At 46.2% G+C, this 15,726-nt stretch carries 10 protein-coding genes; 8 read left to right on the top strand and 2 right to left on the bottom strand.

Going from position 1 to position 15,726, the window contains the following annotated elements; genetic code table 11:
- The first annotated feature begins 305 nt into the window (after positions 1 to 305).
- The gene (locus tag V7051_RS10915; protein ID WP_333874992.1) at positions 306 to 623 is read left to right on the top strand and encodes an integration host factor subunit beta; all 318 of its coding nucleotides are present in this window, start codon (positions 306 to 308) and stop codon (positions 621 to 623) included.
- A 143-nt stretch (positions 624 to 766) separates the two neighbouring features.
- Here V7051_RS10915 and V7051_RS10910 read toward each other — a convergent pair whose 3' ends face one another.
- Both V7051_RS10910 and V7051_RS10905 read right to left on the bottom strand, forming a co-directional pair.
- Entirely contained in the window at positions 767 to 1,897 is a 1,131-nt protein-coding gene (locus V7051_RS10910) for an amidohydrolase family protein (protein WP_333874991.1), read from the bottom strand.
- Between the two features lie 382 nt (positions 1,898 to 2,279).
- Positions 2,280 to 4,511 carry a TonB-dependent receptor family protein gene (locus tag V7051_RS10905; RefSeq protein ID WP_333874990.1) on the bottom strand — a complete coding sequence of 744 codons (2,232 nt, stop codon included), beginning with the start codon at positions 4,509 to 4,511 and terminating at the stop codon, positions 2,280 to 2,282.
- 361 nt (positions 4,512 to 4,872) lie between these two features.
- Between V7051_RS10905 and V7051_RS10900 the strand changes: the two genes are divergently transcribed.
- From V7051_RS10900 to V7051_RS10870, 7 genes are all read left to right on the top strand, one after another.
- Positions 4,873 to 5,847, top strand: coding sequence for a helix-turn-helix transcriptional regulator (locus V7051_RS10900; protein WP_333874989.1), 975 nt, complete (start codon positions 4,873 to 4,875; stop codon positions 5,845 to 5,847).
- 335 nt (positions 5,848 to 6,182) lie between these two features.
- A complete protein-coding gene (locus V7051_RS10895; RefSeq protein ID WP_333874988.1) occupies positions 6,183 to 8,795 on the top strand; it encodes a PAS domain S-box protein in 2,613 nt (870 codons plus the stop codon).
- Complete coding sequence (locus V7051_RS10890) at positions 8,788 to 9,420, top strand: response regulator transcription factor (protein WP_333874987.1); 633 nt, start codon at positions 8,788 to 8,790, stop codon at positions 9,418 to 9,420. The genes V7051_RS10895 and V7051_RS10890 overlap by 8 nt, the downstream gene beginning before the upstream one ends.
- A gap of 216 nt (positions 9,421 to 9,636) precedes the next feature.
- Entirely contained in the window at positions 9,637 to 10,062 is a 426-nt protein-coding gene (locus V7051_RS10885; protein WP_333874986.1) for a hypothetical protein, read from the top strand.
- An 11-nt stretch (positions 10,063 to 10,073) separates the two neighbouring features.
- Positions 10,074 to 10,325 (top strand): EAL domain-containing protein, encoded by a 252-nt coding sequence (locus tag V7051_RS10880; protein ID WP_333875012.1) that lies wholly within the window; start codon positions 10,074 to 10,076, stop codon positions 10,323 to 10,325.
- Positions 10,326 to 10,511: 186 nt separating this feature from the next.
- Positions 10,512 to 13,394, top strand: coding sequence for a methyl-accepting chemotaxis protein (locus V7051_RS10875; RefSeq protein WP_333874985.1), 2,883 nt, complete (start codon positions 10,512 to 10,514; stop codon positions 13,392 to 13,394).
- 489 nt (positions 13,395 to 13,883) lie between these two features.
- A complete protein-coding gene (locus V7051_RS10870; protein ID WP_333874984.1) occupies positions 13,884 to 15,695 on the top strand; it encodes a GGDEF domain-containing protein in 1,812 nt (603 codons plus the stop codon).
- The last annotated feature ends 31 nt before the right edge of the window (positions 15,696 to 15,726 follow it).

The following is a 15,726-nucleotide window of genomic DNA, read 5'->3' as shown; positions in this document are numbered from 1 at the left end:
GGAAGGACAGTTGAACTCTAGCCCCTTTAAATTTAGAGGGATTCGCAAGAGCTGGGCATAGTCTAGTGATTAAAATAGACCTTGAAAATGCGGCAGATTGACGCGCGCGACAATAAGCCGCAGAAATTGGCATGACATGTGCTTTATTATCAGGTTTGTGCTATGAAAAATGCTTCAAAGCCGCATCAATACTGGGATTAAACAAATCATAAAATGAATTATTAAGGCATTTCACATAGAAAAACAGGGCATATGCCCTATAACTTATTTGATTGAATAGCTTCTAAATAAACAACAGGACTAACATGACTAAATCAAAGCTCATTGATCTATTAGCTAAAAAATGGCCGCATTTAGAGCGAAAAGATGTGGAATTGGCGGTTGGCTGCATCATCGAACACATGAGTAAAGCGCTGATGGCTAACGATAGAATAGAAATCCGGGGCTTTGGCAGTTTTTCCTTGCATTACCATCCGCCTTTTACCGGCCGAGATCCCCGGTCGGGGGGAGAGTTGAAATTACCGGCCCGATATTCGCCCTATTTCAAGCCGGGCAAAGACCTAAGGCAGAGAGTGGATTTACAAAGAACCACGTGCCGGATTAAACAAAAGTCTAGCTTTTAATCAATGCGGCTTAAACGAAGATCTTGTGCGAGGCTCCGAAAATATTGCCGGAAAGCGGCGGACAAGGAATTTTCCTTGCCACCGCTGATCATTAGCGCAGTGCATTCCGGCTATTGTGTAAGTTAAAGCATAGCCACACTCCTTCAAAAATTATTGACTACAATTTTGCCGCCCGACATCACAAAATCCGGATATTCCAGTGTCTTAAAAGCATGAACGGGATCGCCTTTCACGGCAATCATATCGGCCGGCGCTCCGGATTGCAGGGTGCCCAACAACGGTATATTCAGATGACTGCCTGACTCGGATGTCGCACTACGCAAGGCGTCAATAGCTTGCATGTCAGTCATGCGCATTATTTCCATAAGCTCCTGCGCATCAATGCCCCAAGGAATATCGGGATGCGCAATTTCAGCGCCGTATAAAAACTTACCGCCCAATGCAGCCAAAGTGCGGGCATTGTCAGCTACAGCCGGACATTTCGACAAAATATCCAACGTGGTGACTGTTTTTATGTTCCGCTCCACTGCTTTTTTCAGCAAGGCTTCGGGAATAACGGAGCAAGGAATGTGCGCCCATTCATCAATGCCTGAGTCAACGGCAATCTTTGCGCCTTTTGCTTCGCCTATATGCGCCGTCACTTTACGCCCCTGTTTATGGGCTTCATCGACAATCGCCCTAACAATGTTTTCCGGCAATAAAGGCCGATTGTTTTTTGAATGAGGATGATCTTGACCTGAGTCAGTGTGATGATGCTCCGAAGCCCAAGGCGAGCCCGCCTCGCCGCCGGGTTCCAACGCGACCTTAATCACGACCGCGCCGCCGTGAATAAGCGCACGCACGGTTTCCCGCGCTTGTCGTTCTGTAGAAACGGCTATGGCGATATTTTCAGATCCCAATTCCGGAATCGGGTAACCGCCGGGTGCGGTAATAATCGGCCCGGAAGTCAGCACACGCAAGCTGCCGTCGCCGCCATAAGGCTTGTGCAATGGCCCGCCGACATCCCGAATCGTGGTAATGCCGTGCTTTAAAACAATATCAGCCGGAACGTGTTGAAAGCCAATATGGGCATGTAATTCGATAAAACCCGGCAACAACGTTGCATCGCCCAAATCAATGACTTTTGCAGTGCTGGACTTGAATGCTTCACGGGCGTCGATTTTGGCGATAAGCCCACCGACCACCAATACCGAGGCATCAGTCCTGATGCTGTTGCCGTCGAAAACCCGTGCGGCATGGATAAGAACGAGGGGTTGTTCCGATTCCTGGGCCATAACGTGGCATGAGACGCCGCCAGTTAAGGCTAAAAACAACAAAAGTTCGATTAGGAAAAGTATTTTCGTTATCGCGCGATTTTGCGTTTCATCTACTTTTAAACAGAGTGTGCGCATGTTCAATCAATAAAGGTGTTAGAAATGTTCAAAGCAAGCTTTGAACTCCGGGGTTTATGAAGGAGTCCAAAGCTTGCTTTGGATAATTGCCAAGCTACGACTAGCTGGAGCTTTCCTATCGCGCCTACGCGCCGCATGAGCAAAGACAAGAACGAAAGATAAGCAATTGATTCCGTTTACTTAAAAACTCCAATGTAGGGCGTGCCGTGCGCTCCTTGGATCTTCAAGGCGCGCACGGCACGCCCTACCAACTGAGCAGCTACGGTTAGTAAGTAATTTCTATACCGCCATAAAATGAAAGCGGCACGCCGGCATTCAACATCGCATCGGTCGCCGTTGCGGTATTCATGATATTGGTATTGGCAACGTATTTGGTATCCAACAAGTTCCGGCCTTCGAGAAATACTTTGTAATGATTATTCGACCAACCGGTACGCATGCCGAGCAAACCGTAAGAATCGATCTTATAAGTATTCGCGTAGTCTCCCCAGCGCTTACCGACCACATCGAAAGTCGGCCCGATAAAATATCCGCTCGCATGGTGATAAAGGGCTTCACCTTTTAAGAAATATTTGGGTGCCGCCGGTAAAGCGTTGTTCGCGTAAGTGCGGTCATTATCAAAACTGAAATCGTTGATCGTAAAGTTCAGCATCGGTTTGATCGTGTGCGTGGCTTTTCCATCCAGGGCAAAGCTGCCGCCGATTAAACCTTCAACTCCAGCATGAATGGTGTTATTGAAATTCGACGCAATAGCGGAACCGCTTGGAGGCGTAACGGACAGGATCTCGTTATTAAGCCACGAGTAATACAGCGACAAATCCCACATCACATTGTTTAAGCTGCCGAGTTTTTGATTGCCGCGTGTACCTATTTCGACCGATGTGCCTTCCATTGCCTTGAGACTGGTAGTGCCTGACCCGGCGGTAATGTTATCCGATATATTGTAGTTAGTCGGCGGCGCATATAAACGGCTGACGTTGCCATAAAGACTGGAACTTTTAGTCAAGTTATACATCAAGCCCAGACTCGGATTAATGCCCGCGTAGTCATTGCTGGGGTTGCCGCCCTGAGGATAAAAATTGGGTGTGGGCGCGAACAGAAAATTAGGTTGCAGATCTTGAGGAATCGGCAATCGTCTATTATCGACTGCACGGTGTGCAAACACGCCTTGCAACGCGGGCGTCAGCGTCCATTTATCGGTAATATGCCAGTGATCCTGGGCAAAAATTTCGATATTATCGGCTTTCTTGGTAATTTGATTGGTCATCGGCCCACGTATGCCGCCGTTATTGGTGTAATTGCCGCCTTTATCTGAATTGGTGCCGAAATTCAAACCCAGCAATAATTCGTGGCTGTCCAGGCGCAGATTGTAGCGGGCCGATGTGCCCCAGTCCTGCTGATTGGAATCGACCAACAGGCTGAACATATCGTTCATCCCGCCGTTAACATTCGGCAACATCACCTTATCGACAATAGGATGATAAAGCTGCTGGTTTTCAAAAGAGAAACCGATGTCCAGGGAGCTTTTGTTATCAATAGTCCATGTAGTTTTGTTGGCGACACGTTCAGTCTCGGCATTCAACTGATAATTGCCGCCGACTGCCTGTGCATTGGCTTGGTAAGGATCGGCGTTGAACTGTGCTCGCGTCAACTGCCCCGGCAACTGCTGATTATTTTTAATGTAGCTGACAAAAGTGCGGTTTACGATGGAATCGGAGATTTGCCAGCCGAAGTTGCCGTATAAGCCGAATCTGTCCTGCTTGTTATGGTCGCGGAAACCGTCCCATTCTTTGCCTTCGACGGTCAACAAGCCGTCGAAACTATCATTAAAAACCTTGCTGACCATTCCGCGGCCGAGGAACTGGCCGAAGCTTCCGCCGCTGAGCGCAAGCCTCGCGGTCGGACTGTCATGAGCGGTGGGCGAAGTAAAATCGATAGCGCCGCCCAAAGTACTGGCGCCATACTTAAACGCATTGCCGCCGCGTGCAACGGTGGCAAAACTTGAAGCCAGCGGATCGATCATGCGGTTGTGGTTGTTGCCATCAGCGGCTGTGACCGGCAGTCCGTCTTGCAGCAATTTAACGCCGCTACCGGCAAAGTTGTTGGCGTCCAGATTCGAACCGCGGCTGGTAATAAATACTTCGTCGTTGCCGCTTTGGCTAGTCGCCCAAACGCCAGGCACATAACGAAAAAAATCCGCCACACTGGATACGTTACGGTCATGCAAATCGTTGATATTGACCAAGCTGACGCCGCCCGGCGAAACAGCAACTTCGGCACTTGCAGCGGCGAGTTTATGGTCACTTTTTTCCGTTACTTCCATTGTTTTAAGTACGACCGGGGATTGTGTTTTGGTCGGTTTTTTCTCTGCATTAACTGTTTTCGGCGGCTCTTTTGCTAGTGCTATGGAGCTGTAATTAAACAATAAAAAGGACGTAAACAGTGGACCGCTTAACTGTAAAAGCGTAACAGGCCGATTGAAGGGTAAACACTTCATAATGATTCCAACGTAGTCAAAGAACACACCTCAGTATTGGCTGAGAATTTTTGATTCGACAGTCAAATCAACATTTAGATTTGGCTTGAATATAGTGCGAAGATACTACCCAATACCGGCAGCGATTTCCTCGCGCATTCATATGGCAAAAGGAGTATTTCTTATGCCATAAGTAGGATTGCGCGATATGCCTTGGTTTCTTCAAGTTAGTGTGTGATATGACCTACTATTCAACGAAATGTGTTTTATTGCTCCCGAAAGCAAGCCTTAAGGCTTTGAAAACAATACCGTAACAAGTCAAGGCGTAGTTTGTGCTTAATGGTATGGATAGTTTTATAATCCAAAAGCAAGACAGGTAATAATGGAAACAAAGCAAGCAACAAGACGATGGCGCATAAGCAGCGACGAACTAGACTTCCACCAACAAAAAAACTGCCTGTATCAATCCTTACCGGAAAATTTAGGTGTGGGACACTCAGCCATATTCCAGATTGATCAAGACTTAAGCTATATAGAAACCCGTTACACGCCGACGAAAGACCTCGCTGTTTTGAACCGCTTAGAATATCAGGAGCCGCGATTGGTGGTTACACTAGGCTTAAAAGGACAATCCCGTTTTGCCGGAAATAGCGGTGATGAACTTGTTTTTAACGAAGGCTACACCTCTATAACAACAATCCGATCAAGCATTGGCGAACGACAATACCAGGCGCATAAACCAACAATGCAACTTCGTTTCTGCATGAATAAAAATTGGCTGGACAGGTATTTTGGTGAAAATAAGTCAGCACAGTTGTTTAGCAATAACGGCATGCAATTATTAAGCTATCGGCCAATCTCTCCACAAGCATTATTCGCCGCGCAACAGTTATTGAACGGCAACGAATCAAGGACTACAAACCGGATATTCATGCATGGACAAATCATGTCCCTGCTGGCGTTTGAGTTAGGCCATCTGGGTAAAGACAATCGTCAGAACTCAGCGGGATTTAATCAAAAAGACGCCGCTATCGCAAAATCGGCACGGGATATTTTATTTAATGAGTTCAAGAACCCGCCGTCAGTGGAAGAACTGTCAAAGCGGGTGGGTACCAACCAGTTCAAATTAAAAAAATTATTTCATCATTTTTTTAATAACACGCCTTATGGTTTGCTGTTGGAAATACGGATGAATAATGCCTATCAGTTGCTCGAATCGAAACAATGTCAGGTGGCTATTGCCGCAGACTTGGTGGGTTACAGCCATGCCAGCAACTTCAGCGCTGCATTCATAAAATATTTTGGAATTTCACCCAAAGCCATCTCAAAAAATACCAAGATAACTCACAACAAATAACTAACGCTCCAGAGTTCAGTTTCTCCCTATAGAACAGCTATACGCCATTCATTTAAAAAGCCTTAAAACCACAGCATCCAAAGGCACAGTCCTTTACCTATTAGATTATTGATTTTTGCCTCCTGCCTATATATTCCGGTAAGAAGGGGCGTGCTCATCAAAAGAATAGCCGCCCAACACTTCCTGCATGAAAAAACGATCCATCATCCTGTTCTACTCGGTTTGGCAGATGACTTTACTGTTATTCATTCCTACGATACTTCCATGAAATGTATTTAAAGCTACAATAGTTTTTTATTAAAAGCCCAAGCACAGATGGATGTACAGAAGAAAGAATGAAATTCCTGATTATTGACGATGATGTCGTTGAGCGCTCCCTGACCAAGGAAACGTTGCGCAATAAATTCACCCATGCGGATATCGTTGAGGTCGGCAGTCGCGAGGCCTTTGATGAAAAAATGACAGGAGCCGATTTTGATCTGGCGATTATCGAATATAAGCTCGGCTGGACGGATGGATTAACTTTATTTAAGGAAATCCAATCCCGCTACGTTTATCTACCCGTGATCATGTTGACCGGCTATGGCAACGAGGATGTAGCGGCGACCGCAATCAAGTGCGGCATGGCGGATTATGTCATCAAGTGCAATCGCCATTCTTTGCCCGACGCGATAGAACAAAGCCTGCTCGACGCAACAAAAAGAGATTATTGTAAAGAGGGAAACAAGGATGCTCTGTTATGTGAAAGATGGGATCTTGCTATCTCCCGATTGACATCCGATTTCGCTTACTCGATGCGTATTTCGCCGGATGGCAAACCGATATTCGAATGGGTCACTGAATCTTTTAAACGATTTATCGGCATCAACGGCATCCCTCATCGCGAGTTAGATGAACAGATTCGCGATTGGGACTTACCTATCCATCCTGATGATCTATCGATTGTTCAACATCGGTTCGAGAAGCTGCTGGAGGGTTTTGAAGATACCTCAGAGTACCGGATTATCACTAACGAGGATAAAGTATTTTATTTCAGCGATCATGCATTGCCGATCCGCGACTGGAGAAGCGGCAAAGTGGTCCGTATTTACGGCGCTATACAAGATATCACCGGTCGTCGTAACGCCGAAGACAAATTGAACCTGATACAGCACGCCATCGATTCCAGTATAAACGGCATTATCATCACCGGTCTGGCTGATACCGACTATGCCATTGTTTACGCCAATGCAGCTTTCTTACACATGTCCGGATATTCCATGCAGGAATTGTTAGGCCGTAATTGCCGTATTCTACAAAATAACGACAGGGAGCAACCGAACATTGTTGAATTACGCGCTGCCTTGGAAAGTTATCGCGATGCTTATGCGATTTTGCGCAACTATCGCAAAGACGGCAGTCTGTTCTGGAATGAAGTTTATATCTCGCCCATACGCGATAAAAGAGGCCGGATCACTCATTACGTCGGCGTGCAAAACGATGTGACTCATCGTATCGAAATGGAAGACTCGCTGAGTAAAAGCGAAGCGAGGATGCGCTCTATTTTCAACAATGTATCTGATGGCATCATCATTATTGATGATAATGGCATCATTGAATCGCTTAATCCGTCTTTTGAAAGGCTTTTCGGTTATTCCGCCGAGGAATTGATCGGTCATAGCATTAACAATTTAATGCCCGAACCCGACCGAAGCCGCCATCATTCTTATTTAACAAACTATCTGAACAGCGGCAAAGCTAAAATAATCGGCATCCGACGTGAGATAAACGGACTCAGAAGAGACGGTTCTGTTTTTCCGATGGAACTGGGCGTCAGTGAGTTGTACGTCGATCAGCGTCATTTTTTTATCGGCACCGCGCGTGATATAACGGAACGCAAGCATACAGAAGAAGCTTTGCGTAAAAGCGAGGAGCGCTATATGCTTGTCGAACGCGCAATCAATGACGGCATTTGGGATTGGAATATCCTTACCGGCGAGAGCTACCATTCGCCACGTTGGCTGGAACTTTTGGGATATCAGGAAAGTGACTTGCCCGGCGCCTCTTCCAGTTTTTTCGATCTTGTCCATCCCGATGACAAGGCTGTCTTCTCTGAGGATTTACGTCGGCACCAGCAGGGAAACGCTCCGTTCTGCGCAGAAATCCGGTTGCGCCATAAGGATGGCAGTTACCGATGGATACTTTCACGAGGCGATACTATCCGCGATAAAAGTGCCCGTGCGGTACGCATGGTCGGCTCCATTATTGATATTACCGACCGTAAACAGCACGAGGAAGCGCTACGAAATTTATCCAGTCACTTGGTGTCGGCACGGGAAGAAGAAAGAACGCGAATTGCACGGGAGGTTCATGATCAATTGGGCAGTATTCTGGCAGTTCTCAAAATGGATTTAAGCTGGTTAGCTAAACAATTGCCGGAAGATTTGCTCAACTGCCATAAAAAAGTCGCTGCAATGAATCGGCATCTTAAAGATGCGATTCAGTCAGTCAGAAAAATCATTACCGATCTCAGACCGAGTATTTTGGATGATTTTGGCTTATTAGCCGCCATAGAATGGAAAATAGATGAATTTAGACAGCAAACCGGTATGCAATGTGTTTTAACCGAACCGGAAGATGATATCGTGATGGATAAAAACAGGGATATCGCAACTTTCCGGATTATGCAGGAAGCATTAATTAATATTACCCTACATTCCGGAGCTACCAAAGTAGCTATTGATATTGAAACTGGTGCAAATAAATTGATCATAAAGATAGCCGATAACGGCTGCGGTATGACGAAAGCACAAATGCATAACTCCGGTAAATACGGCATTCTGGGCATGCATGAACGCGTACGTCATTTTGGGGGAGACCTCGCAATCGTCAGTAGCCCCGGAAAAGGAACCACACTGGTATTAAACATGCCTCTAAACTCACCCGAAAGCGGTCGCTATAATGATTAAAATAGTTATCGCCGATGATCATGCCATCGTCAGAGAAGGATTGAAGCAAATTCTCTCCGATGTTCCCGATATGGAGATATTCGGCGAAGCGAGTTCGGGTGATGAGGTGCTAAAGTTTATTCGGGATGAGGGCTGGAATATCATGCTGCTCGATATCGCCATGCCGGGTAAAAACGTGCTGGAATTGATCAAGCTGGCAAAGCATCAATCTCCGCAATTGCCTATCCTGATTCTAAGCATGTATCCGGAAGATCAATACGCCATCAGAATGCTGCGCGCTGGCGCGGACGGCTATCTCACCAAAGAAAGCGCGCCTGAGCAATTGGTGTCAGTCATTCGCAAGGTTGCCAAAGGAGGAAAATATATAAGCCCGACGATGACTGAAAAACTGATTGCGGAATTGAATCCAAACCAGGAAAAACTTCTGCATACCACGCTAACCGACCGTGAGTTTCAGGTTTTTCGCGGCATATGCGAAGGTATAAGCATTACTGATCTGGCCCGGCATATGGCGCTTAGCGTCAAAACAATCAGCACCTACCGAAGCCGCCTGATGACAAAAATGAACATGTCTAATAACGCCGAAATCATCCATTACGCGATTAAGAATAACTTGCTCAATTAAAGCTTCGCAGGGTTTGCCTATTGTCCTGACCTGCCAGTGATTGGGCCACGGTAACAGCAACGCAGACTGATGCGGATAACATCCCTTATGCTATGTAGGTAATATCCTACAAAATATCTCCTGTAAACCTTATACGTTTTATAGCACTCCACTGATTTCTAACGTCTATGATTTCCGCAATAATACGTTGTCACTTATTAGAGAATCGTTTCATTCATGGATGCACCTTTTAAGCTTGGTCAAAATAACATGGCCGTGTTATTGGATGTTCATGACATCCTGATGACCTGGAATACCGACGAAACCCTGGTATTACAACGAATTTGCGATAAATTATTATTCTCCTCTATCTCCTTTGACCTGTTCTGGGGCGGATTGATAGGACAGGATGCCGCGCTATCAGTAGCGGGGGCTGCCGGCAGCGGAGCCGAACATATCCATGGTATAACGCTGGAGTATAAAGATACCTCCTTAAATGTCTCGCTCAGGCAATGCATCGACACCCTTTCCCCCGTTTATTTATCCGATGGCTTAACAGCATTAAACACTCGATTAGCTGATGCATTGCTACCGAAAAGCCGGCCATCATCCGTTAATATGTCTCCATTGACACTGGAGAACCGTTGTATCGGCGTACTCTGAAATAATTCCCGATAGACAGGTTGAAAATTGATCATTCATTTATCTCCGACCTGGCAAGCGCCCCAAATAATGCGGTCCTTACTGCGATGGCGCATAGTTTGGGATTAGAGGTCATTGCAGAAGGTGTCGAAATAGTCGAGCAATTAAAATTTCTGAACATGCATGACTGTAACGATGTGCAGGGCTATTTGTGGGCTACCCGGTTCCTGCTAAAGAGTTTACTCAGCTATTACACAGATTATCCTCCGAAGAATCTGCATTAATAAAGACGCTTCATCCAAGCGGAAGTATAGGACCAAACAGTGATAAAACCCGTTCCGCCAGGAGGCAGGGTTAGCTCTATCTACAAAGGTAAAAGTTCAATCAGTTTCAACTTCAAACACCGGCGCGAGGGAAGCCGGCGAATATAACTATAAATTAACCCTCGACAAAAACTTAGAAGATAACCCATGAAAATTAATATGCCGGTAACCAACGTGGAATTCACTCTTATGGAGAGTGATTGCATTGTTTCAAAGACAGACCTAAAAGGGGCTATTACCTACATCAACGAAGACTTCATCAGAATCAGCGGCTTTACCAGGGAAGAGTTGATCGGTGTCTCGCACAATGTTGTGCGCCATCCGGACATGCCGACCGAAGCCTTCGAGGACTTGTGGAAATCGTTAAAAGCAGGCCGCCCCTGGACCGGGCTAGTCAAAAATCGCTGTAAAAACGGCGATTATTACTGGGTGTTAGCCAATGCCACCCCTGTATACGAAAACAACCAGCTGGTCGGCTATATGTCTGTCCGTAGCAAACCTATTCCGGCACAAATCAAAGCGGCAGATAATGCCTACCGGCAATTTCGTGAGGGCAAAGCCGTCAATTTGAAAATACAGGACGGAAAAGTCGTCAAATCAACTTTGTTTAGAGGAATTAATGTGTTTAAAAATCTCACCATCAACGCCCGTTTAACTACAGTTATCGCCATCATGTCGATTCTGTTATTGATCGTTGGCGGAATGGGCTTGTTCGGCATGAGTAAAGCTAATGACGGCCTGCGATCGGTGTATGAAGATAGAACCATTCCGATGAACCAGATTGCCACTATCCAAAAATTGCTGTTAACCAACCGGCTACGCATTACCGCCAGCCTATCCACCTCGTCAGTCGAAGAGGTCAAGAAAAATACGGCTGAAGTGGAGCAAAACATCCAGGAAATCACCAGGATCTGGTCAGCTTATATAGCGACCTATTTGACGCCGACAGAGAAAGTTTTGGCGGAAAAATTCGCAGTGGATAGAAAGCATTTTGTGGCGGAAGGCCTGAAACCGGCTATCGAAGCCCTGCGCGCCAGTGAATTCGCACAAGCTAACAAGATTATTGAAGAAAAAATACGCCCTCTCTACCAACCGGTAGGCGAGGATATTCAGAATCTTTTGCAGTTGCAGCTTGATGTCGCCAAGCAGGGGTTCGAGGTAGCCAACTCGCGCTATAACAACATCCGCAATATTTCCATCGGCTTGATCTCGGTGGGTATCGCGCTGATTCTTGGGTTGGGTAGAACCATGATTCGCTCCATTGTGCGTCCGCTTAACAGCACCATCGAACACTTTGGCCAAATCTCTCAGGGTAATTACAGCAACGCTATTGAAATCGAACGTCAGGACGAAATCGGCAAAGTGATGGAATCTCTTAAATCGATGCAGACCAGGCTCGGTTTCGATGTTGCCGAGATCAAACGTATCTCCGATGAGAATCTCCGTATTAAGATTGCATTGGACAGCATCTGTACCGGCGTGATGATTGCGGATAATACCCGCAACGTCATTTATGCCAACAAAGCGGTGCTCAATATTCTTGGTAAAACCGAAGCGGATATTCGTCAGATCGTGCCGAATTTCTCTATTGCCGATTTGCAGGGTACAAATATTGACGGTTTTCACAAGAATCCTTCGCATCAGAAGCAATTACTCGCCACTTTAACCGACACCTATAAAGCCAGTATATTGCTCGGCGACCGTACCATGGTGGTGACTGCCAACCCAATGGTCAACGAACAAGGACAACGGCTGGGCACGGTGGCGGAATGGATGGACCGAACCGCCGAGGTAACGGTGGAAAAAGAGGTAGCAGACTTTGTGGTTGCCGTTACTATGGGCGACTTTAGCAAACGTGTTGATTTAACCGGCAAGGAAGGTTTCTTGCGTGAGTTGGGTGAAGGCTTCAACCAGCTTCTGCTCGCCAGCGAAACAAGCCTCAATGAAGTGTTGCGAGTACTTGACGCCTTATCCCGCGGCGACCTGACCGAAACCATCACTGCCGACTATCAGGGTACTTTAGGGCAACTCAAGGACAGCTCCAATACCACGGTAGAAAAACTCAAAGACATCATTAGCCAAATCAAATATGCCACCGACAGCATTAACACCGCATCCAAAGAAATTGCCTCCGGTAACAACGATTTGTCGCATCGTACCGAGGAGCAAGCCGCCAGTCTGGAACAAACTGCGGCCAGCATGGAAGAACTGACCTCTACTGTACAAGCCAATAGTCAAAACGCCAAACAGGCAAATCAGCTTGCCGCTGCCGCATCCGATATCGCCAGTAAAGGCGTCGAAGTGGTTGGCCAAGTGGTTCGCACCATGGATGACATTAACGATTCTTCACGCAAGATCGGCGACATTATTTCGGTCATCGACGACATTGCTTTCCAAACCAACATCCTTGCCCTCAACGCCGCCGTCGAAGCCGCGCGCGCCGGTGATCAAGGCCGAGGCTTCGCTGTAGTGGCCGTAGAAGTGCGTAACCTTGCGCAACGCGCCGCCACGGCTGCCGGGGAAATTAAACAGCTGATTGATGATTCGGTCGTTAAAGTTGCCAGCGGCAGTAAGTTGGTCACACAAGCCGGGCGAACCATGGAAGAGATCGTCAATTCGATACGCGGCGTTACCGTGATGATGTCTGAAATCAATGCCGCCTCATCGGAACAAACAGCCGGTATCGAGCAAGTCAACCAGGCCATCGGTCAAATGGATGATGTCACCCAGCAAAATGCCGCACTGGTAGAACAAGCCGCCGCTGCTGCGGAATCCCTGGAGGAACAAACGCAAAACCTGTCGATCACGGTAGCGCACTTTAAAGTGGACGATTACTCTAACCATGCATCTCAAATCAGACCTGCCGGTTCCTTTCGTTCAGCGCCGCCACAAAAAGAAACGGCACTGCCTAGAACCAAACCAGCAACCTCGATGGACGAAGGAAGTGCCATATTGCACAAGCCATCGCAGACGGCAGTCAAACCTAAACCGGTCCTGCAATCTATTAGTGATGAGTGGGAAGAGTTTTAGTTGTCCAATATCGAGCAACTTGAAGATGAGATAAACCAGAAAATAAATGAATTAAGCGAAAGTTTTAACATTCAATATTTGTTGCGTGAAAAACTTAAACTATCCGGGATAAAGGCTAATCCTTAAAAACCAACAAACTCAACCCCGATAGCCGGACTGATAAATTCATCAACTCTTGTTTACGATACAGCATAAATGCCAATGAATATTTTCATGTCACTGTTTGACGCCGTAGGAAGCTTGCTGCCACACATCCCTGTTTAAAAAACAGCATCTGCTTTATGGTCCGAAGATGGCATATCCTGCTGAGGCATATTGTCAATTCCAAACCCGCAATATAAGAATATTTTATATATAGATCAAACATATAAGTAATTTTCCTCGCTGTCAGCTCAGATGCGGAAATGCCCATGTCATCATAAAGAAATATTAATGTAATAAAAGCCCTCTATGCTGCTGTTAACTCCAACATGCATAGAGTTCTATCAGATGCCAGATCTACGCAAAGAAATAACCGCCATCCTCGATGACAAGTTATTAACGCCGCATTTCCAACCTATTGTTTGTTTGACTCAAAAGAAAATCATGGGCTACGAAGCGCTAATCCGTGGACCCTCCGATAGCCCATTGCATAGCCCGTTTAATTTATTCACCACTGCCGAGCGCTATAATTTAAGCACTAGGCTGGAGTTTCTTTGCCGGGAGATAACGATACAACGCTATGCCGAGTTGGATATTAGAGAAAAGCTGTTTATCAATGCCAGTCCTCTAGTGCTGTTGCAACCGGAGTTTAAAAAAGGCGAAACACTCAGGCTGCTCGATCAATACGGTGTTAACCCTCGGGCGGTGGTCATTGAGTTAACAGAACACAAACCGGCCGATAACTACGAAATCATGCGCGCATCGGCCAAACACTATCGAAGCATGGGCTTTGAAATCGCGCTTGACGATTTGGGCGCCGGTTATTCAGGATTAAGACTGTGGGCGGAACTACTGCCCGAATACGTAAAAATAGACAAGCATTTTATTCACGCTCTGCATAACGATCAGGTCAAACTTAATTTTGTCCGCTCAATTCAAGGCATGGCGACTTCTCTTAATTGCAATGTCATTGCGGAAGGCATCGAAACAGAAGAAGAATTTAAAGCTATCGAAAAACTCGGCATTCCCCATGCCCAAGGTTTTTACTTTGCCAGGCCGACCGCTATCCCGATAGAAAAGATCGACAGTTCGCTATTTACTGTCAACTACGCTAAAAGCTACAAAACAGCGCCATTTAATAACGCCACCACAGCCGTTCATATCATCAGGGACATTACCCCTATTTCGGCAAAAACCAAGATTAGCGATGTGATGTATCTGTTTCATCACAATAGTGAGCTGACCATATTGCCATTGGTTGATGACAATATCGCATCGGGCATTATTTTTCGTGACAAATTTCTTACCAAATTGTTCTCCAGTCGATACGGCATTGACCTGCACGGGAAAAATTCCATAAAAACGTTTGTTGATAACACCCCGTTATGTATCGATAAAAACATGCCTATCGATTTGGTCAGTAAACAGCTGACATCGTTAATGACCAATGATTCGGCTTTTATCATTACCGATAACGGCGAATATATGGGCATAGGCACGTTGCTGGATTTACTCGCCGAATTTACCCGCCAGCAAATTGATAACGCCAAGCATGCCAATCCTCTTACGCTATTGCCCGGCAGTGTGCCGATCAATAACCAGATTAATCAATTACTGGCCAACAAAATACCCTTTAGCTTCGGCTATTTCGATCTTGATAACTTCAAACCCTTTAATGATGTTTACAGTTACGATGCCGGCGACGACATCATAAAAGCGGTTGCTAATACGCTGACTCACTGTATTCCGGCAGAGAGCGGTGTGGTAGGCCATATAGGCGGCGATGATTTTATAGTGATATTCACCTGCGACGACTGGTTAAGGCGTTGCCAAAACATATTGGAAACTTTTAAAGACATCGTACCGGTATATTACCGTGACGAGGATGTAGAAGCCGGCGGCATTCATACTGAAAACAGAGTCGGAGAAAAATGCTTTTTTCCGCTGGTCAGTCTGTCCATCGGCCTGGTAGACCCCGTATCGACCAGTCGGTGCCACTCTCATGTCGATATAGCCGATTTAGCGTCTGAAGCAAAAAAAATGGCAAAAAAAATTCCCGGCAACAGTTTATTTATTAATCAACGAAAGACTGTAAAAAAACCGGGAAATCCTCAACCCGTTCCATATAGTTCAGCAACCAAACTGCATGCGGTGAAATAGTCCCTGATACATCGTCTCTAGCGCCCTATAT

Origin of the sequence: Methylobacter sp., from assembly GCF_036845245.1 — a bacterium.
In the GTDB taxonomy this organism is placed as follows: domain Bacteria; phylum Pseudomonadota; class Gammaproteobacteria; order Methylococcales; family Methylomonadaceae; genus Methylobacter_A.
The sequence above is the reverse complement of the archived record's forward strand: the minus strand, read 5'-3'. Positions and strand labels throughout refer to the sequence as shown.